Origin of the sequence: Blastococcus sp. TF02-09, from assembly GCF_003319105.1 — a bacterium.
In the GTDB taxonomy this organism is placed as follows: Bacteria; Actinomycetota; Actinomycetes; order Mycobacteriales; family Geodermatophilaceae; genus Blastococcus.
In genome coordinates, this window is the sequence record NZ_QOHH01000003.1 from 196,837 (window position 1) to 222,500 (window position 25,664).

Consider the following 25,664-nt stretch of genomic DNA (forward strand, 5'->3'; position numbering starts at 1 on the left):
CCCGGCTCAGACGAAGCGGAGGATGCCGGAGGCGGTCGCCAGCAGCGCCGCCAGCAGCAGGACCGCCGCCAGGACGATCTGCGGGGTGCTCCGGACCGGGGTGTCCTCGTCGACGCTCCACACGCTCCACGCGCCGCCGAGCAGGAAGCCCCCGAGCACCAGCAGGACCAGACCCGAGTCCACCGGCTACAGGGCGCCCTTGGTCGAGGGCACGTCGGTGACGCGGGGGTCCAGCGCGACGGCCTGGCGCAGCGCCCGGGCCAGCGCCTTGAACTGGCCCTCGACGATGTGGTGGGCGTCGCGGCCGGCGTACAGCACCCGCACGTGCAGGCTGATCCGCGCGTTGAAGGCGAAGGACTCCAGCACGTGCTTGGTGAGCGACGTCGGGTAGTCCGGGCCGATCATCGGCGTCATGTTCTCGGGCTCGGCGTGCACGAAGTACGGCCGGCCGGAGAGGTCGACGGCGGCCTGCGCGAGCACCTCGTCCATCGGGATCGTCGCGTCGCCGTAGCGCGTGATGCCCCGCTTGTCGCCCAGCGCCTCGGCGAAGGCCTGACCCAGCGCGATGGCGACGTCCTCGACGGTGTGGTGCGCGTCGATGTGCAGGTCGCCGTCGGCCTGCACGGTGAGGTCGATCCCGCTGTGCTTCGACAGCGCCGTGAGCATGTGGTCGTAGAAGCCCACGCCGGTGCTGATCGAGCTGGTGCCGGTGCCGTCGAGGTCGAGTTCCAGGACCAGCTTGGTCTCGCTGGTCGCGCGCTCCACCCGGGCGGTGCGGCGTGCAGGTGCGGTCATGGCGTCAGTCTCCCAGAACGGTGCGCTGATCCCGGACGACCTCACCCAGCGCGGTGAGGAACGCGTCGGTCTCCGCGGTGGTGCCGGCCGTGACCCGCAGCCACCCGGGCAGCCCGACGTCGCGCACCAGGACCCCCCGGTCCAGCAGCGCCTGCCAGGCGGCCGGCGCGTCGGCGAACCGGCCGAACAGCACGAAGTTGGCGTCGCTGGGCACGCTGGTCAGGCCCAGGGCGGGCAGCTCCGCCACGATCCGGTCGCGCTGCTCCCGCACCGCGTCGACGGTCGCGAGCAGCGCGTCGGTGTGCGCGAGCGCGGCCCGCGCGGCGGCCTGGGTGAGCGAGCTGAGGTGGTAGGGCAGCCGCACCAGCTGCAGCGCATCGACGACGGCGGCGTCCGCGGCCAGGTAGCCCAGCCGGAGCCCGGCCATCCCGAACGCCTTGCTCATGGTCCGGCTGACGGTCAGCCGCGGGCGCCCGGGCAGCAGGGTCAGCGCCGAGGGAGTGCCGGTCCGCGCGAACTCCGCGTACGCCTCGTCGACGACGAGCACACCGTCGGTGGTCGCGTACAGCTCCTCGATCGTCGCCAGCGGCACCGCGGTGCCCGTCGGGTTGTTCGGGCTGGTGACGAAGACGACGTCGGGCGCCGTCTCGCGCACCTGCGCCACCGCGGCGGCGGGGTCGATCGTGAAGTCCGCCCGCCGGTGCCCGTCGACCCACCCGGTGCCCGTGCCGGCACTGATGATCGGGTGCATCGAGTAGGACGGCGTGAAGCCCAGCGCCGTCCGCCCGGCCCCGCCGAAGGCCTGCAGGATCTGCTGCAGCACCTCGTTCGAGCCGTTGGCGGCCCACACCTGGGCGGGTTCGAGCGACGTCCCCGCGGACCGCGACAGGTAGGCCGCCAGGTCGGCGCGCAGCGCCACCGCGTCCCGGTCGGGGTAGCGGTTGAGCTCCAGGGCCGCGTGCCCGAGCGCCGTCCCGAGGTCGGCGAGCAGCTCGTCGGGCAGCGGGTGCGGGTTCTCGTTGGTGTTGAGCCGGTGCGTGGCCGGCACCTGCGGAGCGCCGTAGGGCGTGCGGCCGCGCAGCTCCGGCCGCAGCGGGAGCTCGTCCAGCGAGGTCACGAACGCTGCCGGATCCGGACGGCGGCGGCGTGCCCGGGCAGGTCCTCGGCTCCGGCGAGGACGTCGATGTGCCCCGCGACGTCGGCCAGCGCCTGCTCGTCGTACTCGATGACGTGAATGCCGCGCAGGAAGGACTGCACGCTCAACCCGCTGGAGAACCGGGCGCACCCGCCGGTGGGGAGCACGTGGTTGGAGCCGGCGATGTAGTCGCCCAGCGAGACCGGCGACCACGCCCCGACGAAGATCGCGCCGGCGTTGCGCACCCGCTCGGCCACGGCCCGGGCGTCGCGGGTCTGGATCTCCAGGTGCTCCGCGGCGTAGGCGTCCACGACCCGCAGCCCGGCGTCGATGTCGTCGACCAGGACGACGCCGGACTGGCTGCCGTCGAGGGCGGTGGTGATCCGGTCGGAGTGCTTGGTGGCGGTGACCTGTCCCGGCACCAGGTCGAGGACGGCGTCGGCGAGCGCCTCGCTGTCGGTGACCAGCACGGCTCCGGCCAGCGGGTCGTGCTCGGCCTGGCTGATCAGGTCGGCCGCCACGTGCGCCGGGTCGGCGGTGTCGTCGGCCAGGATCGCGACCTCGGTGGGGCCGGCCTCGGAGTCGATGCCGATGAGCCCGCGCAGCAGCCGCTTGGCCGCGGTGACGTAGACGTTGCCGGGGCCGGTGACCATGTCGACCGGCTCGCAGGACCCCGCGCCGTAGCCGAACACGGCGACGGCCTGCGCCCCACCCACGGCGTAGACCTCGGTGATGCCCAGCAGCGCGCAGGCGGCCAGCACGCCCGGGTCGGGCAGCCCGCCGTGGTCGCGCTGCGGCGGTGAGGCCACCGCGATCGACTCGACGCCGGCGATCTGCGCGGGGACGACGTTCATCACCACGCTGGAGAGCAGCGGCGCCAGCCCGCCGGGGACGTACAGGCCGACCCGGCGCACCGGCACCCAGCGCTCGGTCACCGTGCCGCCGGGCACGACCTCGGTGGTGACGTCGCTGCGGCGCTGGTCGGCGTGCACCTTCTGCACGCGGGCGATGGCCTCCTCGAGGGCCGCCCGCAGGGTCGGGTCGCACTCGGCGAGCGCGCGGTCCAGCGCCTCCTGCGGGACGGCGAAGTCCTCGTTGTCCACGCCGTCCAGGCGCGCGGTGATCTCGCGAACGGCCTGGGCACCCCGGATGCGCACGTCCTCGCACAGCGGGCGGACGGTCGCCAGCACGGAGTCGATGTCGGTGGCGGCGCGCGGCAGCAGGCCGGAGAGCTCCCGGGTTCCCGGCAGCGCGGATCCGCGCAGGTCGATGCGGGCGAGCACGGGGTTGCCTCCGGGAGGGGTGGGGTGGGACGGAGTCCCAGCCTAGCCAGCGGGCCGTAGGCTGCTGGGATGGGCGAGCTGATCCCGCTGTTCCCGCTCGGGACTCCCCTGTTCCCCGGCATGGTGCTCCCGCTGCACGTCTTCGAGCCCCGGTACCGGCGGCTGGTCCTCGACCTGCTGGCGGTGCCGGAGGAGAGCGAGCGCCGCTTCTTCGGCGTCGTCGCCATCCGGCAGGGCTGGGAGGTGGAGCGGATCGCGCCCGCCGAGGCGCTGTACGACATCGGGTGCGTCGCCCGCCTGCAGATGGTGCGGCCCCAGCCCGACGGGGGTTTCCGGGTCGTCACCGTGGGCGGCGAGCGCTTCCGGCTGCGCGACGTCGTCGTCGGCGAGGACCCGCCCTACCTGCAGGGCGAGGTGGAGTGGCTCGCCGACGAGGAGGCCGCCGAGGAGGCTGCCGGCGACGCCGACGGGCTGGTCGTCCCGGGCAGCCGGTCGTCAGCCGCTGCCGCCGCCGCACCCGACGGTTCCCCGCCGTGCGACGAGAACCTCGACGAGGTGGTCGCCGCGGTCGCCCGGGACTCGCTCGGGCTCCTGGCCGCGGGGGTGCAGGAGCTGTTCACCGACTACGTCGACGAGGTGGCCGATCTCGGCGCCGGCAGCGACGGGGAGGACGCCGAACGGGCGGCCCTGCTCGCCGCGGTGGCCGACGACCCGGCGGCGCTGTCCTGGCTGGTGGCGTCGTCGGCGCTGCTCACCACGGAGGACCGCCAGGCGCTGCTCGCGGAGTCCACCACCCGGCGGCGGCTGGCCCTGGAGACCCGGCTGCTGCGGCGCGAGCTCACCCTGCTCCGCGAACTGGGCGCGGTACCGGCTCCGCTGCAGCGCTTCGCCACCCCCATGACGGTCAACTAGGGACGACCTCGGTCAGGCCGAGCCCTCCGGCGGAGCCTCCGTGCGGCCGAGGCCGTCGTCGGCGTTGATGATCACGCCCAGCAGGTAGACCAGCACCGCCACGAACGGGGCGACCGCGAGCGCCGCGGTGGCGCCGAGCTCCAGGCCGGTGGTGACCGTCCCCCCGACGTCGGCGAGCTCGGCGTCCGACGGCCCGCCACCGAGCAGCTCACCGAGCAGCCAGGCGACCACCCCCGCTGCCGTCGCCCCGACCGCCGTCGCGGCGACGAGCACCACCCCGCGGTGGCGGCGGAGCAGCCAGGCGGCCAGGCCCCCGAGCAGCCCGACGGCGGCGAGCACCAGCACGAAGACGGCGTCGTCGGCCACGAGCAGCTCACCCGACGGCGCCCCGATGACCTGGGGCCCCTCCTCGGTGATGCGGAAGTCCGCACGCGGCGCCAGCGCCCACCAGACCAGCCCGGCCGGCAGGCCCGCCACGGCGAGCCCGAGGGCCAGCAGCGCCGCCGGGCGCAGGTCGGCCCGCAGCTCCTGCCGGCCGTCCCAGCGGTCGGCGGGCAGGGGCAGGTGATCGGTGCCGGCGACGCGGGCGTCGGCCTCGGGCGGGGTGCTCACCGGCCCAGTGAACCCCGGGTCACAGGAGGGCGACGCTGGTGGGCCCGAGCAGCGCCTTGATGTCGCCCATCAACGCGGTGCTGGGCCGCACCCGGAGCCCCTGATCGAGCCGCAGCACCGTCTCCCGGCTGCCGTTGACCAGCTTGAGCTGCACCTCGGTCGTGCCGGGGTGGCTGCCCAGCACCTCCCGGAGCCGCTCGACGACCGGCGGGGTGCAGCGGGCCGCGGCCATCGACACCAGCACCGGGCCGCGCGCGCCTTCGGTGAGCTCGGGCAGCGTGACCTCGGAACCGAACAGCGAGGGCTGGTCGTCGCGGCGGCTGATCCGGCCCTTGACCACGACGATCTGGTCCCGGACGACCTTCTCCGAGACCTCCGCCCACGTCTTGGGGAAGAACAGCACCTCGATGCCGGACTCGAGGTCCTCCAGCGTGGCGATCGCCCAGGGCGCGCCCTGCTTGTTGGTGCGCGGCGAGACCGAGGTGAGGATGCCGGCGATCGTGACGTTCGCGCCGTCCTCCACCCCGCCGGCGTTGATCTCGGCGATCGGGGTGTCGGCGTTCTGCGCCAGCACGTGCTCGACGCCGTGCAGCGGGTGGTCGGAGACGTAGAGGCCGAGCATGTCGCGCTCGAAGACCAGCCGCTCGCTCTTGGACCAGTCCGCCGTCGGGATGACGATGTCCAGCGCGCTGCCGAACGGGTCCTCGGCGGCGTCGTCCCCACCGAAGCTGCCGAACAGGTCGAACTGCCCCTCGGCCTCCTTGCGCTTGAGGCCCATCGCGGAGTCCACCGCCTGCGCGTGGATGGCGACGATGCCCTGGCGGGAGTGGTTGAGGGAGTCGAAGCCGCCGGCCTTGGCGAGGGACTCGATGACCTTCTTGTTGCAGGCCACCGTGTCGATCTTCTTCATGAAGTCGGGGAAGTCCTTGAACGCCCCCTTCTCCTCGCGCGCCTTGACGATCGAGTCGACGACGTTGTGCCCGACGTTGCGCACCGAGGCCAGCCCGAAGCGGATGTCGTTGCCGACGGCGGTGAAGTCCCAGGACGACTCGTTGACGTCCGGCGGCAGCACCTTGATGCCCATCCGGCGGCACTCGGCCAGGTAGACGGGGCGGCGGTCCTTGTCGTCCTGGACGCTGGTGAGCAGCCCGGCCATGTACTCGGCCGGGTAGTTGGCCTTGAGGTAGGCCGTCCAGTACGAGATCAGCCCGTAGGCCGCCGAGTGCGCCTTGTTGAACGCGTAGTCGGCGAACGGGACCAGGATGTCCCACAGCGTCTTGATCGCCGCGTCGGAGAAGCCGTTGGCCTTCATCCCGGCCTCGAAGCCGACGAACTCCGCGTCCAGGACGGACTTCTTCTTCTTGCCCATCGCCCGGCGCAGCAGGTCGGCCTTGCCGAGCGTGTACCCGGCGACCTTCTGCGCGATGGCCATGACCTGCTCCTGGTACACGATCAGGCCGTAGGTCTGGCCGAGGATCTCCTCGAGCGGTTCGGCCAGCTCGGGGTGGATCGGGGTGATCTCCTGCTGGCCGTTCTTGCGCAGCGCGTAGTTGGTGTGCGAGTTCGCACCCATGGGGCCCGGCCGGTACAGGGCGCCGACGGCGGAGATGTCCTCGAAGTTGTCCGGCCGCATGAGCCGCAGCAGCGACCGCATCGGCCCGCCGTCGAACTGGAAGACCCCGAGCGTGTCGCCGCGGGACAGCAGCGCGTAGGTCGCCGGGTCGGTGAGGTCCTTGCTGATCTCGTCGAGGTCGACGGGCTCCTTGCCGTTGATGACGATGTTGCGCAGCGCGTCGTCGATCACGGTGAGGTTGCGCAGGCCCAGGAAGTCCATCTTGAGCAGGCCGAGCGTCTCGCAGGTCGGGTAGTCGAACTGCGTGATGACGGCGCCGTCGGCCTCGCGCCGCATGATCGGGATGCTGTCGATCAGCGGGTACCGGCCGATGATGACGCCGGCGGCGTGCACGCCCCACTGGCGCTTCAGGCCCTCGAGCTTCTTCGCCTGGTCGACGACCTCCGCCGCACCCGGGTCGGACTCGTAGCGCGCGCGGAACTCCGCGGCCTCCTTGTAGCGGGGGTGCGCCGGGTCGAAGACGCCGGTCAGCGGGATGCCCTTGCCCATCACGTCCGGCGGCATGAGCTTGGTCAGCTCGTCGCCGACCGAGTACGGCCGGTCGAGCACCCGTGCGGCGTCCTTGATCGCGGCCTTGGCCTTGATCGTGCCGTAGGTGACGATCTGGCTGACCCGCTCCTCGCCGTACTTCTCCGACACGTAGCGGATGACCTCGCCGCGGCGGCGGTCGTCGAAGTCGATGTCGACGTCGGGCATCGAGACGCGCTCGGGGTTGAGGAAGCGCTCGAAGATCAGGCCGTGGGCCAGCGGGTCGAGGTCGGTGATGCCCATCGCGTAGGCGGCCAGGGAGCCGGCGGCCGAGCCGCGGCCCGGGCCGACGCGGATGCCGTTGTCCTTGGCCCAGTTGATGAAGTCGGCGACCACGAGGAAGTACCCCGGGAACCCCATCTGGCAGATGATCCCGGTCTCGTAGTCCGCCTGCTTGCGCACGTGGTCGGGGATGCCGCCCGGCCAGCGCTTGTGCAGGCCGCGCTCGACCTCCTTGATGAACCACGAGGTCTCGTCCTCCCCCTCGGGCAGGGGGAAGCGCGGCATCAGGTCCGCACCCTCGGTGAAGGTGACCTCGCACTGCTCGGCGACCAGCAGCGTGTTGTCGCAGGCGACCGACAGCTCGCCCGGGAACAGCGCCCGCATCTCCGCGGCGCTCTTCAGGTAGTAGCCGTCACCGTTGAACTTGAAGCGGTTGGGCTCGTTGAGCCGCGACCCGGTCTGGATGCACAGCAGGGCGTCGTGGGCGGCGGCGTCCTCCTTGTGCGTGTAGTGCAGGTCGTTGGTGGCCAGCAGGGGGATGCCGAGGTCCGCAGCGATCGCCATCAGCGCCGGGCGGGTCTTCTGCTCGATCGCCAGGCCGTGGTCCATCAGCTCGGCGTAGAAGTTCTCCTTGCCGAAGATGTCCTGGAAGTCCGCCGCTGCCTGCCGTGCCCGGTCCTCCTTGCCCGCGCGCAGCCACATGTTGACCTCGCCCGAGGGGCAGCCGGTCGTGGCGATGAGGCCCTTCCCGTACCGCTCGAGCAGGTCGCGGTCGAAGCGGGGCTTGCGGTACTGGCCCTCGAGGCTGGCCAGCGAGGAGATGCGGAAGAGGTTGTGCATCCCCTCCGTCGTCCGCGCCAGCAGCGTCATGTGCGTGTACGCCGCCTTGCCCCGGTTGTTGCCGCCGTCGCCCTCCTCGTCGAGGAGCTTGTCGCCGAAGTCGAACGGTGCGCGGTCGAACCGCGAGCCCGGGGTGTAGTAGCCCTCCATGCCGATGATCGGCTTGACGCCCGCGGCCGTGGCCTGCTTGTAGAAGTCGTAGGCGCCGAAGACGTTGCCGTGGTCGGTCATGGCCAGCGCCGGCATGCCCTGCTCGGCAGCCGCCTTCGTCACCTCGGGCAGCTTGGCCGCGCCGTCCAGCATCGAGTACTCGGTGTGGACGTGCAGGTGGGCGAAGGAATCGCTGGTCACGGGCGGTCGTGCTCCTCAGTGGTCGTGCGTGCCCGGCCGGCACGGTCTCCGGCGGGCGACCGGCGGGGAAGACCGGCGTGCGAGCGCCCGGGAGAGGCGTCTCGGGTTCGACCCCGATCCTCGCACTGGAACCTGTCTACGCCGAGGGTCTGACAGGACGTGTCGGTCACGCCCGGACCCGATCGGTCACGGCAGCGCGCGCCGCATCGTGACGTGCCGGATGCCGGCCTCCACGTACTCCTCGCCGACCGCGGTGTAGCCCGCCCGCTCGTAGAACCGCCGGGCCGTCACCTGCGCGTGCAGCTCCACCGCAGTGGCACCGCGCAGCACGGCCTGCCGGTGCAGCTCGGCCAGAACCGCCGCCCCGAACCCGCGGCCCCGCACCGAGGCGTCGGCGGCCATCCGCCCCAGGGACGCCGTCGTCGAGCCCTCCGGCGGCAGCAGCAGCCGCCCGGTGGCCACGACCCGGCCGGCGTCGTCCCGGGCCCGCACGTGCACCGCGCCGGCGTCGCGGTCGTCCTGCTCGATCTCCGGCGGCACGCCCTGCTCCTCGACGAAGACGCGGGTGCGGAGGGCCACCACCTCCGGCCAGTCGTCCGGGGTGGCCACCGAGGCAGTCGGCGCGGTCACCAGGCGGGCCGGGTGGTCGGCAGCACGCGGGTGGGCACGAGGAGGAAGCGTAGGTCGATGGCGGCGTGCAGCAGCACCGGGAGGAGGAGCGACTCCGTGCTCAGGTAGAGGGCGGCCATCACGCCGCCGAGCACGCCGGTGAGCAGGATCCCCGCCCGGCCCTGGTAGGCGTGGGCCAGTCCGAACGCCACCGCGGCGATGGCCACCAGCACCCAGCCGGGCAGGTCCCCGGCGACGGCGGCGACCACGGCGAGGAAGAACCCGCGGTAGAGCCACTCCTCGCAGATGCCGGCGGTCACGCCGACCACGGTGAACAGCCGCCGCTCCCCCGCCGTCCGCGGCAGCAGCGCCAGCGTGGCGTGCCCCGGCGGCTCGGCGTGCCGGCCCTGCCCGGGCGGCCGGCGGGGCGGCGGCGCCGTCGCCTCCATCAGCGCGCCACCGCGCAGCGCGCGGGTCGAGGCGACGACGAAGACCAGCACCAGCACGACCAGCAGCGAGGTCAGGGGACCGGGCCACGACTGCGGCCAAGCGAGCCCCACCGCGGCGGCGTCGACCCCGGGCGCGGCCAGCCACACGGCGAGCGCCAGCAGGGCCAGGCCCCACTCCAGGACCAGCAGCCGGCCGTAGAAGGACCGGCGCGCGTCGGGGTCGGTGCGCAGCCGACCCTCGAAGCGGCGGTGCAGCACGTGCCCGGCGACGGGCTCGCCGGCGACCAGGTACACGGCGACGACGACGGCGGCGAAGGCCGCCGGGCCGAAGTCGGTCAACGCGTCCGGGAGCCCGCTCACGGCCGACGCCCGGGCCGGGTCAGGCCTCGGCGCGCAGGACGGCCAGCGCGCCGGCGAGGTCGGACGGGTACTCGCTGGTGAACTCCACCCACCGCCCGTCGGCCGGGTGCGGGAAGCCCAGCCGCACCGCGTGCAGCCACTGGCGGCTCACGCCCAGGCGGGCGGCCAGCGTGGGGTCGGCGCCGTAGGTCATGTCGCCGACGCAGGGGTGGCGCAGCGCGGAGAAGTGCACCCGGATCTGGTGGGTCCGCCCGGTCTCCAGCCGGATGTCCACGAGGCTGGCGGCGGGGAACGCCTCCATCACCTCGTAGTGCGTCACCGAGGGGCGCCCGCCCTGCACCACGGCGAAGCGCCAGTCGTGCCGGGGGTGCCGGTCGATCGGGGCGTCGATGGTGCCGCGCGAGGGATCGGGGTGGCCCTGGACGAGGGCGTGGTAGCCCTTCTCGACGGTGCGCTCCTTGAACGCCGCCTTGAGCGCGGTGTAGGCGCGCTCGCTCTTGGCGACCACCATCACGCCGGTCGTCGCGGCGTCGAGGCGGTGCACCACGCCCTGGCGCTCGGCGGCGCCGGAGGTGGAGATCCGGTAGCCGGCGGCGGCGAGCCCACCGATGACGGTCGGGCCGTCCCAGCCGGGGCTCGGGTGGGCCGCCACCCCAACGGGCTTGTCCACGACGACCAGGTCGTCGTCGTCGTAGAGAACCGTCAGGCCCTCGACCGGCCGCGGTGCCGCCGGTTCACCCGGAGGCGGCGGCAGCTCGACCTCGAGCCAGCTCCCCCCGCTGAGCCGGTCGCCCTTGCCGCGCACCCGGCCGTCGACCAGCACGTTGCCGGCGTCGGCGACCTCGGCCGCCACGGAGCGCGAGAGCCCGAAGAGCCGGGACAGCGCCTGGTCGACCCGCTGGCCCTCCAGGCCGTCGGGCACCGGCAGGGCGCGGCTGGTCCCGGACGCGGGCAGGCCGGGAGTGCTGGTCACTCCCCCATTGTGACGGTCGGGCTCGGCCGACCGGTGGAGCCCGCCGAGTCGTCGCCGGAGCGGGTGCCGTCGAAGTCGATGCCGCGCAGCGCCAGGAGCGCCCCGAGGATGCCGCCGCAGACGATCGCCGAGTCGGCCACGTTGAACACCGGCCACACCTCGCCGTCGGGGCCGAACACCGACAGGAAGTCGACGACGCCGCCGCGCAGGAAGCCCGGGTCGCGGAACACCCGGTCGACCAGGTTGCCGACGGCGCCCCCGAGGACCAGGCCCAGCGTGATCGCCCAGCCGGTGGAGAACAGCCGCCGGGCGGTGCGCACGATGACCAGGACGACGGCGAGGGCCACGAGCGTGAAGACGACGGTGAAGCCCTCGGCGAAGGAGAAAGCGGCGCCGGTGTTGCGCAGGTGCGTCAGGTAGAGCGCGCCACCGAGCACCCGGATGTCCTCGCCCGGCTCGATGCGGGCGACCACGACGAGCTTGGTGACCAGGTCGACGAGCAGCACGCCGGCGGCGAGCGCGAGCAGCAGACCCGTCCTCGGCCGGCGCGCGGGTCGCTGGACGTCCGCCGGGACGGGCTGTTCGGTCACGACGACGACGATAGCCGCGGTGCGGGCGGGATCGGTCAGGTCACGCGAGCCCGGGGTCGATGGGCCGCAGCCACACGGCCGTGTCCGGCGGCAGCCACCCGTCGACGGGCCCGCTGGCGAGGGCGACGCGACCGTGCCCGGCGAGGTCCACCGGGCCGGTCCCGAGGTTGACCAGGCAGCGCAGGACGTCACCGCGGTCGAACGCCAGCACGTCGTCGCCGACGTCCCGCCAGGCCATGCCGGTGCCGCGCAGGGACCGTCGCAGCCGGATCGCCGAGCGGTACAGGGCGAGCACCGACCCGGGATCGGCCTGCTGCGCGGCCACCGTCGAGCCCGCCCACCCCGCGGGCTGCGGCAGCCAGGGCTGCACGCCGGGTGCGGAGAAGTCGAACGGCGGGACCTGCCCGCCCCACGGGATCGGCACCCGGCAGCCGTCCCGGCCCCGGACGGTGTGCCCGGAGCGGATCCAGGTCGGGTCCTGCAGCACCTCCTCCGGCAGGTCCTCCACCTCCGGCAGCCCGAGCTCCTCGCCCTGGTAGAGGTACGCCGAGCCCGGCAGGGCGAGGGTGAGCAGGGCGGCGGCGCGGGCGCGGCGCAGCCCCAGGCCGAGGTCGCTGGGCGACGGCGCGAGCGCAGCGCCGCCGAACCCCGCCCCGGTGCACGCCCGGCCGAACCGGGTCACGTGCCGGGTCTCGTCGTGGCTGGACAGCACCCAGGTGGCCGGCGCACCGGTGGGCGCCAGCGCGGCGAGGGTGCTGTCGACCACCTGCCGCAGCGCCGCCGCGTCCCACGGCGCGGTGAGGTAGTCGAAGTTGAAGGTGGTGTGCATCTCGTCCGCGCGCACGTACCGGCTCAGCCGCTCCGGGCCGTTCACCACCGCCTCGGTGACGAAGAGCCGGTCGCCGTCGTAGGAGTCCCCGATCCGCCGCCAGCGCCGGAGGATGTCGTGCACCCCGTCGACGTCCCAGTGCGGGTTGCCCACCCAGCGGCGCGACTCGAAGGCGGCGCCCGGCGCGTGCCCGGCGTCGGGCAGCTCGGCGGCCTTTGCCATCGCCGGCGCGGCGTCCACCCGGAAGCCGTCGACCCCGCGGTCGAACCAGAACCGCAGGATCTCGTCGAACTCCTCGCGGACCCCCGGGTGCGCCCAGTCGAGATCGGGCTGCTCGGGGGCGAACAGGTGCAGGTACCACTGCCCCGGGCGACCGTCCGGCTCGACCACGCGGGTCCAGGCGCGCCCGCCGAAGGCGCTGATCCAGTCGTTGGGTGGCTCGGCTCCCCCGGCCCGGCCGTCGCGGAAGAAGTAGCGCTCCCGCTCGGGCGACCCCCCCGGCCCGGCCGCCAGCCCCGCGACGAACCACGGGTGCCGGTCCGAGGTGTGGTTGGCGACCAGATCGGTGATCACCCGGATGCCGGCGGCGTGCGCCTCGGCCAGCAGCGCGTCGGCGTCGGCGAGGGTGCCGAAGAGCGGGTCGATGTCGCGGTAGTCGGCGACGTCGTAGCCGCCGTCGGCCATGGGCGACGGGTTCCAGGGCGTCACCCAGACCGCGTCGACCCCCAGGTCGGCCAGGTACGGGAGGCGGCGCCGGAGCCCCACGAGGTCCCCCACGCCGTCGCCGTCACCGTCGGCGAAGCTGCGCAGGTACACCTCGTAGACGACGGCGTCCCGCCACCACGGGACGCCGGAGACGACGGCGTCCCGTCCCCCGCTAGGCAGCGCCGACGGCGGTGGCCCCGCGTGCGGCCTCCTGGGCGGCCTCGCGGTCCTGGGTCGCCAGCCGGGTCAGCTCCGCGCCCGCGTCGGCGTCGCGGGTGAGGTTCTCGCCGGTCTGCGGGTCGAAGACGTGGATCTTGCGGGCGTCCAGCCAGATCTCCGCCTCCTGGCCCTCGCGGATGCGACTGGTCGAGTCGATCGACACGACCGCCTGGGTGCGCAGCTCCTCGGAGTCCAGTTCCCGCGACAGCTCCCGCAGCTTCTCCCGGATCGCCTCCGGCGCCTCGTAGGGGATGTAGGCGTACTGCGAGTCGCCGAGCCACTCGGTGACGTCGACCCGCGCCCGGAACGTGGAGCCCACGTGCCGCTTGGCCTCGTCGACGAGCGAGGCGTCCTCGAAGTACTCCGGCCGGATGCCCACGAGCAGCAGGTCGCGCCCGCGCACCTTCGCCGCCCGCGCCTCGTCGAGCCGGATCGACCCGAAGGGCGTGCTCAGCGCGTCGCCCTCGAGCGTCGCCGGCAGGAAGTTCATCGGCGGCGAGCCGATGAACCCGGCCACGAACAGGTTCACCGGCTGCTCGTAGAGCTCGCGCGGCGAGGCCACCTGCTGGATGACGCCCTTGCGCAGCACGCAGACCCGGTCCCCGAGCGTCATGGCCTCGGTCTGGTCGTGGGTGACGTAGACGGTGGTGATGCCGAGCCGGCGCTGCAGCCGGGAGATCTCGGTGCGCATCTGGCCGCGGAGCTTGGCGTCGAGGTTGGACAGCGGCTCGTCGAAGAGGAACGCCTCGGCCTGGCGGACGATGGCCCGCCCCATGGCCACGCGCTGCCGCTGGCCACCGGAGAGGTTCGCCGGCTTGCGCTCGAGGTGCTCGCGCAGCTCCAGGACGTCGGCCGCCTCGGTGACCCGGCGGCGGACCTCGTCGTCGGGGGTCTTCGACAGCCGCAGCGGGAAGGCGATGTTCTCGAACACCGTCATGTGCGGGTAGAGCGCGTAGTTCTGGAACACCATGGACAGGTTGCGGTCGCGCGGCGCCTTCTCGTTCACCCGGGTCCCGCCGATGACCATGTCGCCGTTGGTGATGTCCTCCAGGCCGACGATCATCCGCAGCAGCGTCGACTTCCCGCAGCCGGACGGGCCGACCAGGATCATGAACTCGCCGTCGGCGATGTCCAGGCTGACGTCGTTGACCGCGGGGAACCCGTCGCCGTACTTCTTGACGATGTTCTTCATCTCGATGGAGGCCATCAGTGCTCGTCCCCTCGGTGGGTCGTGGGTCGTGAGGTCGGGATCGGGAGTCGCGTCACGGCGGTCAGCCCTTGACCGCGCCGTTGGTGAGGCCGGCGACGATGCGCCGCTGGAAGAGCAGGACCAGGACGACGACGGGGATGGTGACGATCACCGCGGCCGCGGCGATCACCGTGGTGGGGTCCTCGAACTGCGAGGCGCCGGAGAACAGACCGAGCGCGGCGGGGACCGGCCGTGAGGCATCGGTGGAGGTCAGCGAGATGCCGTAGGCGAAGTCGTTCCACGCGATGAAGAACGCGATGATCGCCGTGGTGAAGACGCCGGGCGCGGCCAGCGGCACGATCACCTTGCGGAAGGCCTGCCAGGTGGTGGCGCCGTCGACCTGGGCCGCCTGCTCCATCTCCCACGGGATCTCGCGGAAGAACGCCGACATCGTCCAGATCGAGATCGGCAGGGTGAGCGACAGGTACGGGATGATCAGCCCGAGCCAGGTGTCGTACAGGCCGATCTGCCGCCAGACATTGAACAGCGGCGTCACGATCGAGATGACCGGGAAGATCGCGACCGCGAGCGCCGTGCTGAGGATCAGCCGCTTCCCGGGGAAGTCCAGCCGCGCGATCGCGTAGGCGGCGAACATCGACAGCAGGCACGAGATGAACGTCGCGATGAGGCAGATGCCGAACGAGTTGCGCAGCGCCGGCAGGAACAGGTCGCTCGCCGTGCCGGTGAAGATCTCCTCGTAGTTGCTCCACGTCGCGCTCGTGGGCAGGAAGGAGGAGTTGGAGACGTCGGCCGGCGCCTTGAGCGACAGCGAGACGATCCAGGCGATCGGGAACAGGCAGTAGATGACGATCAGCACCCCGCCGATCCACCACCAGACCTTCGACCTCGTGGACATCAGCCCTCTCCCCTCGTCTGGGCGAGATCAACCCGGAACGCCTTAATGAAGCCGAACGCTATGAGCACCACGGAGAGGAACAGCAGCACCGAGACCGCCGAGCCGAGACCGATCTCGACCCGTGTGATCGTCTGGCGATAGGCGAGGAACGAGACGGACTCCGTCTGGTTCGCCCCCGCGGTCATGATGAAGATGCTGTCGAAGATCCGGAACGCGTCGAGGGTGCGGAACAGCAGCGCCACCATGATGGCGGCCTTCATGTTCGGGATGGTCACCCGCCACAACCGCTGCCACGCGGTCGCCCCGTCGACCTTGGCCGCCTCCTGCAGCACCTCCGGCACCTGGGCGAGGCCGGCCAGGAGCAGCAGCGAGATGAACGGCGTGGTCTTCCAGATCTCGGCCAGGCAGATCACCAGCAGCGAGGTCCACCGGTCGCCGAACCAGTCGGTGTCGGTGCCGACGCCCGGCAACCAGGCGAACCAGCTGTTGACGAACCCGGTGTTGACGTCGAAGGCGAACTGCCAGGCGTACGCCGACACGACGGTGATGACCGCGTACGGGATGAGGATCGCCGCACGCAGCACCGGCCGCAGCGTCCGGAGCGCCTTGGCCATGACGTACGCCAGCGCGAAGCCCAGGACGAGCTCCACCGCGACGGTCACCACGGTGATGAAGACCGTCACCAGGATGGCCTGCCACCACAGGCCGTCGGACAGGACGACCCAGTAGTTCTCCAGGCCGTTGAACGACTTGTTCTCCGGGTCGGTGAGCCGGTAGGAGAACAGCGAGTCGTAGATCGCCTGCGCGATCGGGTAGGCCGTGACGAGCAGCATCACGGCGAACGCCGGGCCGGCGAGCATCCAGCCCAGCTTCCGCTCGGCCTTCGACTTGTCGGACAGCCCCGAGGGCGGGGCCGAGACCGGCCGGGTCTTCTCGACCGGTGGGAGCGTCGTCTGGCTCACAGCAGTTCCTCCCCTGACAGTACGGCCGTGATCAGGTCGGTGGCCCGCTCGGGTGTCGCCTCCGGGTCGACCGCCGTCGTCGGGTGGTAGTCCCGCTGGATCGAGCCGGAGACCTCGCTGTAGTACGGCGTCAGGGGCCGCGGCGCCGCCTGCTCCAGCGACTGCCGGATCACCGGGGCCTGCGGGAACACGTCGACCACGTCGGGATCGTCGAAGACCGTCGACTTGGCCGCCGGGTTGCCGTTGGTCGTGAAGTAGTAGGCCTGGTTCTCCTCGGAGACGATGCACTCGGCGGCCTCGAAGGCGAAGTCGACGTTCCTGCTGAAGGCGCCGATGCCGAGGTTGATGCCGCCGTAGGGCGGTGCGCTCTCCTGGTCGGCGTCGACCCGCGGGTAGAGGGCCCAGCCGTAGTCGTCGGGCACCGACTGGTCGAGCGTGCCCGCCTCCACCCCGCTCTGGGCGCGGGGCCAGACGAAGGGCCAGTTGACCATGAACCCGCCGGTCTCACCCTCGAACTGGGTGGCGTTGGAGTCCTCGTTCGCCGTGGTGAACGCCGGGCCCACGGTGCCCGAGTCGGAGATCATCTGGAGCACCTCGGCCGCCCGCACGCCGGCCTCCGAGGTGAGCCCGAACTGGTAGTCCTCCGGCGCCTCGGCCTCCTCCTCGATGACCGATCCCCCGGCGGACTCGATCAGGGCGTTGACCCACACCGTCAGCGACTCCGACCGGATGCCCTGGACGCTCACGGTCGTGCCGGTCGAGCGCGCGGCCTCCACGACCTGCTCCCAGGTGACCGGCTGCGACATGTCCAGCCCGGCCTCCTCCACCACCGACTTGCGGTACCAGAGCAGCTGGGTGTTGGCCCAGAAGGGGACGGCGACGAGCTGGTCGTCCCAGGTCGACCCCTCGATCGCGCTCTGCACCACGTCCTCGGTCACCCGGTCGGCGACGTCGTCCGGGACGGGGGCCAGGAATCCGGCCTGGGCGAACTCGGGGATGTAGGGCGGGTCGAGGCTCATGATGTCGATCGAGTCGTCCTCGGCCGCGAGGCGCCGGACCAGCTGCTCGCGCTGGGAGGGCGAGTCGCGCGGCAGCTGGGACACCGTGATGCGGTACCTGCCGTCGGCCGCGTCGGTGCACCGGGAGGCGATCTCGGCCTGGCCCCCGGAGTCGGGGTTGATGTACCAGGTGAGCGTCTGGGTCCCGCCGTCGCTCCCGCAGGCGGCCAGCGTCCCCGCGGCGACCAGCGCGGCGGCTGCTCCGGCGACTCCCCGGCGGCGCGGCCGACCGGGGCGTGGCCGGGCGGCCCGGCTCGCGCCGGCTCGTGGAAGTCCAGGGGCCTCGGGCATCGGGCATCGCCTCCATGAGCGCGTTACGAAGTGATCGACGAGCGCTGCTCGGAGCGTGGTGCAGGTCACACGCGGTGTCAATTCGAACCGGAACGGTTCGTGCGGCCGTGACCTCGGCGAGACCTGGGAGGTCAGCGGGCCCGGGAGCGGACGGCGATCACCGACGGGGTGGTGACCTCCTCCGGCGTCCGGGGCAGCACGTTCCGGAAGTAGGACTGCGCCGCCTCGGCGGTCCCGACGTCGCGCTTGGCCTTCTCGGAGAGGAACCAGCGGTGCTCGAGCACCTCGTGGAACACCTCGGCCGGGGCGAGCCGGCCCGCCAGGTCCGCGGGGATGGCGTCCACGACGAGCTGGTAGACCTCGGCCAGCCAGCGGTGCGCCGCGAACGTCTCCGGCACCTGCCCGCCGCTCTTCTGCTCCAGGTGGGCGCGGAAGGCCCGGATGTCGTTGAGCAGCCGGCGGGCCTGCCGCTCCTGCACCTCCAGGCCGGTGAGCCGGAACAGCTCCCGGCGGTGCTGCCCCGGCTCGGAGACACGCGTCTCCACCCGGAGCTTCACGCCGTCCCCGTCGGTGACCAGCTCGACCTCGCCCACGTCGAACCCGAGGTCGTTGAGCCGCTGGAGCCGTTCGGCGACGCGCCAGTGCTGCTCGTCGCTGCTGAAGACCTCCTCGTGGGTCACCTCGTTCCACAGCGCCTCGTACCGCGGCGCCAGGCTCTCGGCCAGCTCGATCGGGTCGATGCTGTCGGGCAGGAGCTCGCCGAACTGGAGGTCCAGCAGCTCGGCGCCCACCCGCTCGCGGGCGAGGTCGACGTCGTAGGCCCGCCGCCCGGGTGACAGCGTCGCGTGGCGGTCCACGGTCTCGGCGTCGACCAGGTAGGCGGTCAGCGCGCCGGCGTCGAGCCGGAAGAGCGTGTTGGACAGGGAGCAGTCCCCCCAGAAGACGCCGGCCAGGTGCAGCCGGACCAGCAGCTCCACCATCGTGTCGAGCAGCTGGTCGGCCGAGTGCGCGCCCCGCGGCCGCGAGAACAGCCACCGGTAGGACATCGAGTACTCGAGGTACCGGGTGACCAGGATGGCCTCCTGGTCCCGGGGCCGGTCCACGCAGATGCCGAGCACGGAGACCGTGGGCAGCCCCTCCTCCTCGAACTCGGCGAGGAGCCGGTACTCGTGCCGCGCGAGACGCTCGTTGATCTCCTTGAGCGCGAACACCTGTCCCCCGGAGGCGACGAACCGGACGACGTGCCGGGAGATGCCGCGCTGGGGCACCTCCAGCAGGAGCGCCGGGTCCCACTGGGCCAGCGGCTCGCTCCAGGGCAGGCTGAGCAGCCCCGTCGCCTCGGCGGCGGGAGGTCGGAACAGGAACCGCATGCGAACTCCTGGATGAGGGGGCGGAACGGCCTCGGTGCAGGGTCCCGCGGCGAGCGGAGCGAGTCGAGGGGGGCACCGAGGTCCTTCTTCAGTCGGCGTCGGTCGCCGCGCCGGTCTCCCCGCGCCAGGACGCCAGGCGGCCCGCCCGGCTCACCGCGCGGAGCCGGCGCTCGGCCTCGTCCCGGGAGCGCCGCGCGGTGACGATGAGCGCCTGGTCGCCGCGCATCAGGCGGGTCTGGTCGTCGGGGACGAACGACCGGCCGTCGCGGACGAGGAGCACGACGGCGGCGTCCTCGGGCAGCCGCAGCTCGGGCAGGTAGACGCCGTGCAGCCGCGACCCCGGGGGCACCGTCACCTGCATGAGGTCGGCGTCCAGCTCGCCGAGCGGGGCGGCCTCCACCTGCACGTCGCGGGGCGCCACGGGGGTGGCGATGCGCAGCCGGCGGGCCACCCAGGGCAGCGATCCGCCCTGGACGACGGTGAAGACGACGACCAGCACGAAGACGGTGTCGAAGATCGTCGTCGCCCCGGGCACGTCCTCGGTCAGCGGGATGGTGGCCGCGACGATCGGCACGGCCCCGCGCAGCCCCGCCCACGAGATGAACGCCTGCTGCGGCCAGGGGAAGCGGAACCAGACCAGGCTGGCGACCACCGACAGCGGCCGGGCGAGCAGGAGGAGCGCGCCGCCCACCAGCAGCGCCGGCCACACCGCCTCCGGCAGCCGGCCCGGCGAGACGAGCAGCCCCAGCATGACGAACAGACCGATCTGCGCCAGCGAGGCCATGCCCTCGGCGAAGCCGATGCTGGCCGAGCGGTGCGGCAGCGTCACGTTGCCGAGCACCACCCCGGCCAGGTAGACCGCGACGAACCCGGAGGTGTGCGCCAGCGTGGCCGCCGAGTACGCCAGCACGCAGAGGGCGAGGGTGGCCAGGGGGTAGAAGCCGGCGACGGGCAGGGCGACCCGGCGCAGCAGGGCGGCCCCCGCGAAGCCGATGCCCACCCCGATCACCGCCCCGCCGATCAGCTCGGCGACCACGACGACGCCGACCAGCCACCACGGGCCGGCCGACTCCCCCGTGAGGAACTCGGCCAGCGCGATCACCAGCAGGATGACCGGGGCGTCGTTGAGGCCGCTCTCGGCCTCCAGCGAGGCGGCGAGCCGGCGCGGGAGGGGCAGCCGGCGCAGCGTGGCGAAGACGGCCGCGGCGTCGGTGGAGCTGATCACCGCGGCCAGCAGGAACGCGAAGCCCCAGCTGTAGCCGAGCACGACCGCGGCGACCGCCCCGGTGACGAGCACGCTCACCGCGACACCGACGGTGGACAGCGCGATCCCCGGCCCGATCGCCCGCCGGACGTCGGACCACCTCGTCGTCAGTCCGCCCTCGGCCAGGATCACGACCAGGGCGGCGTAGCCCAGGGTGTGGGTGAGCTCGTAGTCCTCGAACTGGACGCCGAGCCCGTTCTCCCCGAGGGCCACGCCCAGGGCCAGGTAGAGGAGCAGGCTGGGCAGCCCCAGGCGGTCGGCCAGCCGCAGCGCGACGGCGGCCACGAGCACGACGACGGCACCGATGCCGAGCGCGAGCGTCACGGTCGTGCTCACCGGCCGCCCACCCCCATGCGGGCAGTCTTCCGCATCGGCGTGTCGGCACCGTGTCGCGCCGCGACGGCGGTTCGCCTGCCGCGGTGGACGCCGCGCGGAACCCGTTTGCCGGTTCGGGGAGAATGGGAGGCGTGAGTTCCCCCTCGGCCACCGGCCCGTTCGCCGCACTCCCCCCACAGGTCGACCTGCCCGCCCTCGAGCAGCAGATCCTCCAGCGGTGGGAGGCCGACAAGGTCTTCGCCCGGACCCTCGAGGGCAGCGCCGGCCGGCCGCAGTGGAACGTCTACGAGGGGCCGCCCACCGCGAACGGCCGCCCGGGCACCCACCACATCGAGGCCCGCGCGTTCAAGGACGTCTTCCCCCGCTTCAAGACCATGCAGGGGTGGCACGTCCCCCGCCGCGCCGGCTGGGACTGCCACGGCCTCCCGGTCGAGATCGCCGTCGAGCAGGAGCTCGGCTTCGCGGGCAAGCCCGACATCGAGCGCTACGGCATCGCCGAGTTCAACGCCAAGTGCCGCGAGTCCGTCGAGCGGCACGTCGACTCGTTCTCCGAGCTCACCCGCCGCATGGGCTACTGGGTCGACATGTCCACGGCCTACTGGACGATGGACCCCGGCTACATCCAGAGCGTCTGGTGGTCGCTCAAGCAGATCTTCGACAAGGGACTCCTGGTCGAGGACCACCGCGTCGCCCCGTACTGCCCGCGCTGCGGCACGGGTCTGTCCGACCACGAGGTCGCCCAGGGCTACGAGACGCTGACCGACCCGTCGGTCTACGTGCGCATGCCGGTGACCAGCGGCGAGTGGGCCGGCAAGGCCGACCTGCTGATCTGGACGACGACGCCGTGGACGCTGCCGTCCAACACCGCAATCGCCGTGCACCCCGACGTGACCTACGTGGTGGCGCGATCGACCAAGGACCCGGCCCACCCGGCCACGCTGGTCGTCGCCGAGCCGCTGCTGGCCGCCGTCTTCGGCGACACCGACGACGTCGAGGTCCTCGCCCGCACCACCGGCCGCGACTGGGAGTACGTGCACTACCAGCGGCCCTTCGAGCTGGTCGGGTTCCCGGAGGCGGAACTCCCCGAGCAGGGCGTCAACTTCGTCGTCCTGGCCGACTACGTGACGACCGAGGACGGCACCGGCCTGGTGCACCAGTCCCCCGCGTTCGGCGCCGACGACCTCGCGGTGTGCCGCCGCTACGGCCTGCCCGTGGTGGTCCCCATCGACGCCACCGGCCACTTCCTGCCCGACGTCCCGCTGGTGGGCGGGCACTTCTTCAAGGCCGCCGACGCCGCCCTGGTGGAGGACCTGCAGTCCCGCGGGGTCCTCTGGCGCGAGCAGCGGTACGAGCACAGCTATCCGCACTGCTGGCGCTGCCACACGCCGCTGATGTACTACGCGCAGCCGTCCTGGTACATCCGGACCAGCCAGATCAAGGACCAGCTGCTCGCCGAGAACGAGAAGACCAACTGGTACCCCGAGAACATCAAGACCGGGCGCTACGGCGACTGGCTGAACAACAACGTCGACTGGGCGCTGTCCCGCGACCGGTACTGGGGCACGCCGCTGCCCATCTGGCGCAACGACGCCGACCCGTCGCGGATGGTCGCCGTCGGCTCGCTGGCCGAGCTCTCTGAGCTGACCGGCCGCGACCTGTCCGACCTCGACCCGCACCGGCCCTTCATCGACGACGTCACCTTCACCCTCCCCGGCGAGGAGGGCACCTACCGCCGGGTGCCCCAGGTGATCGACGCCTGGTACGACTCCGGGTCGATGCCGTTCGCCCAGTGGGGCGCGCCGTACCGCAACCAGGAGGAGTTCGAGGCGGCCTACCCCGCGCAGTTCATCTGCGAGGCGATCGACCAGACGCGCGGCTGGTTCTACTCGCTGATGGCTGTCGGCACCCTGGTCTTCGAGCAGAACTCCTACGAGAACGTGCTGGTCCTGGGCCACATCCTCGCCGAGGACGGCCGCAAGATGAGCAAGCACCTCGGCAACATCCTCGAGCCGATCCCGCTGATGGACCGGCACGGCGCCGACGCCGTCCGCTGGTTCATGCTGGCCGGCGGCTCGCCGTGGTCGGCCCGGCGCGTGGGTCACGAGACGCTGTCCGAGGTGGTGCGGAAGGTCCTGCTCACCTACTGGAACACCGCCAGCTTCTTCACCCTCTACGCCGAGGCCAACGGGTGGGACCCGGCGACCACCCCCGCTCCCCCGCGCACCGACCGTCCGCTGCTGGACCGCTGGGCGCTGGCCCGGCTGGCGTCGGTCACCGGCGAGGTCACCGAGGCGCTCGAGGACTTCGACACCCAGGGCGCCGGCCGGCTGCTCGCCGAGTTCGTCGACGACCTGAGCAACTGGTACGTGCGGCGCTCGCGGCGGCGGTTCTGGGACGGCGACCCGGCCGCCCTGGCCACGCTGCACGAGGTGCTCGACGGGCTGACCCGCCTGATGGCGCCGTTCACGCCGTTCGTCACCGACGAGGTGTGGAGCCGCGCCGTCGTCCCGGGTCTGGTCGGCCCGGCGGCCGACCGCGCCGTCGACTCGGTGCACCTCTCCAGCTGGCCGCTGGTCGACGAGGAGGCCCGCGACGACGCGCTGGTCGCCCAGGTCGACCTGGTCCGCCGGCTGGTCGAGCTCGGCCGCTCGGCGCGCACCTCGGCCAAGGTGCGCACCCGCCAGCCGCTGGCCCGCGCCCTGGTCGCCGCCCCGTCCTGGGCGACCTTCCCGCGCGACCTGATCGCCGAGGTGGCCGACGAGCTCAACGTCGTGGAGCTCGCTGACATCTCGGCGACCGGCGGCGACCTGGTCGACGTCAGCGTGAAGATCGACTTCCGCGCCGTCGGCCGTCGCCTGGGCAAGCAGGTGCAGGCGGTGGCACAGGCGGTGGCCGCCACGGACGCGGCGGCGCTGGTGGCCGCCTACCGCGGCGGGACGGCGACCGTCGAGGTCGACGGCGCCCCCGTGCCGCTGGCCGACGGCGACCTGATCGTCACCGAGACCCCGCGCGAGGGCTGGACGGTGGCCAGCGGCGGCGGGCTGACCGTGGCGCTGGACCTGACGCTCACCCCGGAGCTGGAGCGGGCCGGGGTGTTCCGCGAGGTCGTCCGGCTGGTGCAGGAGGCCCGGAAGAACGCCGGCCTGGAGGTCAGCGACCGGATCGAGCTGACCTGGTCGGCCGAGGGCACGGTGGCGCAGGCCCTCGAGGAGCACGCCGAGGCGCTGGCCGCCGAGGTCCTCGCCGTGCGGGTGCAGCCCGGTACCGGTGAGGGAGCAGGCGTCGAGGGCCCGGACGGCTCCCGGTTCTGGGTGGTCCGCGCCTAGCGGGAGCTACCGGCGGGACCGGACCCGCGCGGCGAGCATGGCGTCCGGGCGGCACGTGCCACACGGCGTGAAGCCGTCGGTCCGCGCCTCGTCCAACGGGATCGGGATGGTGTCCCGGCCGGTCAGGTGGCGGCAGCCCTCGACGTGGTAGCGGGGGTGCTCGTCGACGACGAGCACCTCGTCCTTGAGGTCGACCACCAGCAGCAGGTCGGTGACCTCGACCTCCTCGACGGGCGGCTCGCCCCCGTCGGCCTGGTCGGCCGCGGCCGGCGTGGCGACGGTGGGTGCGGCGGCGGCCGGCGCGGGCTCGGGAACCGCTGCGGGTGGGCCGCTCACCGTTGCGGAGGACTCGGCGGCCGCCGCGGCGACGGGGGCCACCTGCTCCGCGGGCGCCGGGGTCGCCGTCGTCGCCGATGCGGCGGTCGCTCCGCCGCCGGCACCCGTGGGCGCGGCTGCGGCCGGCGGGCTCGTCATCCGGCGCCGGACCAGGTACAGCAGCACGGCCGCGACCACGCAGACGGCGACGCACGCCCAGTAGAACGCCGTGACCTCGGTCAGCAGACCGGCCACGAACAGTCCCAGACCCACCAGTACCAGAAGCCCGGCCGCAACGATCACGGTCAGGACCTTAGGGCCAGCACCCCCGCGCCGCCGCCGTCAGCGCCGGACGGCGCGCCCGGGAACGCCAGAGGGGCTCCCAGACCGTGGTCCGGGAGCCCCTCCGTGCCCCGTGATCAGGCGGGGGCGTGCTGGTTCTGGCGCGCGTTGGAGGCGGGCTCGGCCGAGCCGCGGGCGTCGAGGTCGCGCAGGTGGGACTCGAGGTAGGACCGCAGGCGGGTGCGGTACTCGCGCTCGAAGGTGCGCAGCTCGTCGATCTTCCGCTCGAGGCCGGCCCGCTTCTCCTCGAGGGGACCCATGATCTCGACCTGCCGGCGCTCGGCGTCCTGCTGGAGGGCCGCGGCCTTCGCGCGGGCGTCGCGCTCGACGGTCTCGGCGCGGGTGCGCGCGTCGCCGATCATCGCGTCGGCGCGGTGCTTGGCCTCGGCGACCATCTGCTCGCTCTTGGTCCGCGCGTCGGTCATCAGCCGCTCGCTGTTGGTCTTGGCGCCGCTGAGCATCTGCTCGGCCTGCGTCTTGGCCTCGTTGACGTAGCGGTCGGCCGTCTCGGTGGCCAGCGCCAGCATCCGCGAGGCGCGCGCGCTGTCGTCCTCGCGCGGCTGCTGGACCGGCGGCGCGGCCGCGACCGGGGCGGGCGCGGGAGCCGGCTCGGGACGCTCCTCGGCGCGGGCCTGGACCCGGTTGCCGGCGCCCGAGCGCAGCTCGTTGTTCTCCTCGATCAGGCGGGCCAGCTCGGCCTCCACCACGTCGAGGAAGGCGTCGACCTCGTCCTCGTCGTAGCCCCGCTTGCCGATGGGCGGCTTCTTGAAGACGACGTTGTGCACGTCGGCAGGCGTCAGTGGCATCAGGTCACCTTAGTGTTACGGCGGGACTGGGGATGCAGCGCGGGGCGCGGGACGAGGTCCCTGTCGCGTTCCGGCACTGCGGCATCACTGGTCACGTTAGCGCGCGAGCGACGTGGTGATGCCACGGAGGATGACCACGGCGATCAGCAGCACCATGAAGCCCAGGTCCAGCCGGATGGCGCCGAGGTTCAGCGGCGGGATGACCCGGCGGACGGCCTTGAGCGGCGGGTCGGTGGTGCTGTAGACGACCTCGAGCCCGGCCGCCACGAGCCCGGTGGGGCGCCAGCTGCGCGCGAGCACCATCACCCAGTCGACGACGAACCGCGCGAAGAGCAGGATCAAGAAGACGAGCAGCACCGCCGAGATGATCGCCCAGAAGAGTTCCACGGTCCTCGTTCGTCCAGGGCACCTGCCGTGCCGCCGTCATCGGGCGCGGGCGGGCGC

22 protein-coding genes are annotated in these 25,664 nt (G+C 72.8%); 2 read left to right on the forward strand and 20 right to left on the reverse strand.

Annotated features, from left to right (window positions below; genetic code table 11):
• Positions 1–6: 6 nt before the first annotated feature.
• The 4 genes from DQ239_RS20570 to hisD are packed head-to-tail and all read right to left on the reverse strand — an operon-like array spanning position 7 to position 3,213.
• Positions 7–183, reverse strand: a complete 177-nt coding sequence (locus DQ239_RS20570; protein ID WP_199582712.1) for a hypothetical protein — start codon at positions 181–183, stop codon at positions 7–9.
• Between the two features lie 3 nt (positions 184–186).
• Positions 187–795: an imidazoleglycerol-phosphate dehydratase HisB gene (gene hisB / locus DQ239_RS05950; protein WP_113833490.1), complete on the reverse strand. Its 609-nt coding sequence runs from the start codon at positions 793–795 to the stop codon at positions 187–189.
• Between the two features lie 4 nt (positions 796–799).
• On the reverse strand, positions 800–1,912 hold the full coding sequence (locus DQ239_RS05955; protein ID WP_113833491.1) for a histidinol-phosphate transaminase: 1,113 nt from the start codon (positions 1,910–1,912) through the stop codon (positions 800–802).
• Entirely contained in the window at positions 1,909–3,213 is a 1,305-nt protein-coding gene (hisD, locus tag DQ239_RS05960; RefSeq protein ID WP_113833492.1) for a histidinol dehydrogenase, read from the reverse strand. Before hisD ends, DQ239_RS05955 begins: the two co-directional genes overlap by 4 nt.
• Before the next feature lie 69 nt (positions 3,214–3,282).
• On the opposite strand from hisD, the gene DQ239_RS05965 reads away from it, so the two are divergent.
• A complete protein-coding gene (locus tag DQ239_RS05965; protein ID WP_113833493.1) occupies positions 3,283–4,125 on the forward strand; it encodes an LON peptidase substrate-binding domain-containing protein in 843 nt (280 codons plus the stop codon).
• Positions 4,126–4,137: 12 nt separating this feature from the next.
• On the opposite strand, the gene DQ239_RS05970 is transcribed toward DQ239_RS05965, so the two are convergent.
• The 13 genes from DQ239_RS05970 to DQ239_RS06030 all read right to left on the reverse strand — a co-directional run bounded on the left by DQ239_RS05970 (position 4,138) and on the right by DQ239_RS06030 (position 20,431).
• Complete coding sequence (locus DQ239_RS05970; RefSeq protein WP_113833494.1) at positions 4,138–4,737, reverse strand: DUF2567 domain-containing protein; 600 nt, start codon at positions 4,735–4,737, stop codon at positions 4,138–4,140.
• 19 nt (positions 4,738–4,756) lie between these two features.
• Positions 4,757–8,311, reverse strand: coding sequence for a DNA polymerase III subunit alpha (gene dnaE / locus DQ239_RS05975; protein ID WP_113833495.1), 3,555 nt, complete (start codon positions 8,309–8,311; stop codon positions 4,757–4,759).
• A 186-nt stretch (positions 8,312–8,497) separates the two neighbouring features.
• Positions 8,498–8,941, reverse strand: coding sequence for a GNAT family N-acetyltransferase (locus DQ239_RS05980; protein ID WP_113833496.1), 444 nt, complete (start codon positions 8,939–8,941; stop codon positions 8,498–8,500).
• Positions 8,938–9,729, reverse strand: coding sequence for a CPBP family intramembrane glutamic endopeptidase (locus DQ239_RS05985; protein ID WP_113833497.1), 792 nt, complete (start codon positions 9,727–9,729; stop codon positions 8,938–8,940). The genes DQ239_RS05980 and DQ239_RS05985 overlap by 4 nt, the downstream gene beginning before the upstream one ends.
• 19 nt (positions 9,730–9,748) lie before the next feature.
• Positions 9,749–10,702, reverse strand: a complete 954-nt coding sequence (locus DQ239_RS05990; RefSeq protein WP_233488807.1) for an RluA family pseudouridine synthase — start codon at positions 10,700–10,702, stop codon at positions 9,749–9,751.
• Complete coding sequence (lspA, locus tag DQ239_RS05995; protein ID WP_233488809.1) at positions 10,699–11,292, reverse strand: signal peptidase II; 594 nt, start codon at positions 11,290–11,292, stop codon at positions 10,699–10,701. The genes DQ239_RS05990 and lspA overlap by 4 nt, the downstream gene beginning before the upstream one ends.
• Before the next feature lie 40 nt (positions 11,293–11,332).
• Positions 11,333–12,937 carry an alpha-amylase family glycosyl hydrolase gene (locus DQ239_RS06000; RefSeq protein ID WP_233488811.1) on the reverse strand — a complete coding sequence of 535 codons (1,605 nt, stop codon included), beginning with the start codon at positions 12,935–12,937 and terminating at the stop codon, positions 11,333–11,335.
• 61 nt (positions 12,938–12,998) lie between these two features.
• Complete coding sequence (ugpC, locus tag DQ239_RS06005; RefSeq protein ID WP_113833499.1) at positions 12,999–14,252, reverse strand: sn-glycerol-3-phosphate ABC transporter ATP-binding protein UgpC; 1,254 nt, start codon at positions 14,250–14,252, stop codon at positions 12,999–13,001.
• A gap of 64 nt (positions 14,253–14,316) precedes the next feature.
• The gene (locus DQ239_RS06010) at positions 14,317–15,150 is read right to left on the reverse strand and encodes a carbohydrate ABC transporter permease (protein ID WP_113833500.1); all 834 of its coding nucleotides are present in this window, start codon (positions 15,148–15,150) and stop codon (positions 14,317–14,319) included.
• Positions 15,150–16,112 carry a sugar ABC transporter permease gene (locus DQ239_RS06015; protein ID WP_113833501.1) on the reverse strand — a complete coding sequence of 321 codons (963 nt, stop codon included), beginning with the start codon at positions 16,110–16,112 and terminating at the stop codon, positions 15,150–15,152. Before DQ239_RS06015 ends, DQ239_RS06010 begins: the two co-directional genes overlap by 1 nt.
• Positions 16,109–17,461, reverse strand: coding sequence for an extracellular solute-binding protein (locus tag DQ239_RS06020; RefSeq protein ID WP_113833502.1), 1,353 nt, complete (start codon positions 17,459–17,461; stop codon positions 16,109–16,111). Before DQ239_RS06020 ends, DQ239_RS06015 begins: the two co-directional genes overlap by 4 nt.
• Positions 17,462–17,592: 131 nt before the next feature.
• The gene (locus tag DQ239_RS06025; protein WP_113833503.1) at positions 17,593–18,831 is read right to left on the reverse strand and encodes a DUF4032 domain-containing protein; all 1,239 of its coding nucleotides are present in this window, start codon (positions 18,829–18,831) and stop codon (positions 17,593–17,595) included.
• An 88-nt stretch (positions 18,832–18,919) separates the two neighbouring features.
• A complete protein-coding gene (locus DQ239_RS06030; RefSeq protein WP_113833504.1) occupies positions 18,920–20,431 on the reverse strand; it encodes a potassium/proton antiporter in 1,512 nt (503 codons plus the stop codon).
• A gap of 122 nt (positions 20,432–20,553) precedes the next feature.
• On the opposite strand from DQ239_RS06030, the gene ileS reads away from it, so the two are divergent.
• Complete coding sequence (ileS, locus tag DQ239_RS06035) at positions 20,554–23,757, forward strand: isoleucine--tRNA ligase (RefSeq protein WP_113833505.1); 3,204 nt, start codon at positions 20,554–20,556, stop codon at positions 23,755–23,757.
• A 6-nt stretch (positions 23,758–23,763) separates the two neighbouring features.
• Here the strand turns inward: ileS and DQ239_RS06040 are convergent, their stop codons facing one another.
• The 3 genes from DQ239_RS06040 to DQ239_RS06050 form a co-directional block, all read right to left on the reverse strand.
• Positions 23,764–24,375 carry a hypothetical protein gene (locus DQ239_RS06040; protein WP_113833506.1) on the reverse strand — a complete coding sequence of 204 codons (612 nt, stop codon included), beginning with the start codon at positions 24,373–24,375 and terminating at the stop codon, positions 23,764–23,766.
• A 116-nt stretch (positions 24,376–24,491) separates the two neighbouring features.
• Positions 24,492–25,220 (reverse strand): DivIVA domain-containing protein, encoded by a 729-nt coding sequence (locus DQ239_RS06045; RefSeq protein WP_113833507.1) that lies wholly within the window; start codon positions 25,218–25,220, stop codon positions 24,492–24,494.
• 96 nt (positions 25,221–25,316) lie between these two features.
• Complete coding sequence (locus DQ239_RS06050) at positions 25,317–25,607, reverse strand: YggT family protein (RefSeq protein WP_113833508.1); 291 nt, start codon at positions 25,605–25,607, stop codon at positions 25,317–25,319.
• Between the last annotated feature and the right edge of the window lie 57 nt (positions 25,608–25,664).

What these genes read in the sequence shown, in the direction of transcription:
- hisB (WP_113833490.1), bottom strand. Translation starts at nt 795, where the DNA reads ATGACCGCACCTGCACGCCGCACCGCCCGGGTGGAGCGCGCGACCAGC.
- DQ239_RS05965 (WP_113833493.1), top strand. Translation starts at nt 3,283, where the DNA reads ATGGGCGAGCTGATCCCGCTGTTCCCGCTCGGGACTCCCCTGTTCCCC.
- ugpC (WP_113833499.1), bottom strand. Translation starts at nt 14,252, where the DNA reads ATGGCCTCCATCGAGATGAAGAACATCGTCAAGAAGTACGGCGACGGG.
- DQ239_RS06010 (WP_113833500.1), bottom strand. Translation starts at nt 15,150, where the DNA reads ATGTCCACGAGGTCGAAGGTCTGGTGGTGGATCGGCGGGGTGCTGATC.
- DQ239_RS06020 (WP_113833502.1), bottom strand. Translation starts at nt 17,461, where the DNA reads ATGCCCGAGGCCCCTGGACTTCCACGAGCCGGCGCGAGCCGGGCCGCC.
- DQ239_RS06025 (WP_113833503.1), bottom strand. Translation starts at nt 18,831, where the DNA reads ATGCGGTTCCTGTTCCGACCTCCCGCCGCCGAGGCGACGGGGCTGCTC.
- ileS (WP_113833505.1), top strand. Translation starts at nt 20,554, where the DNA reads ATGGGAGGCGTGAGTTCCCCCTCGGCCACCGGCCCGTTCGCCGCACTC.
- DQ239_RS06045 (WP_113833507.1), bottom strand. Translation starts at nt 25,220, where the DNA reads ATGCCACTGACGCCTGCCGACGTGCACAACGTCGTCTTCAAGAAGCCG.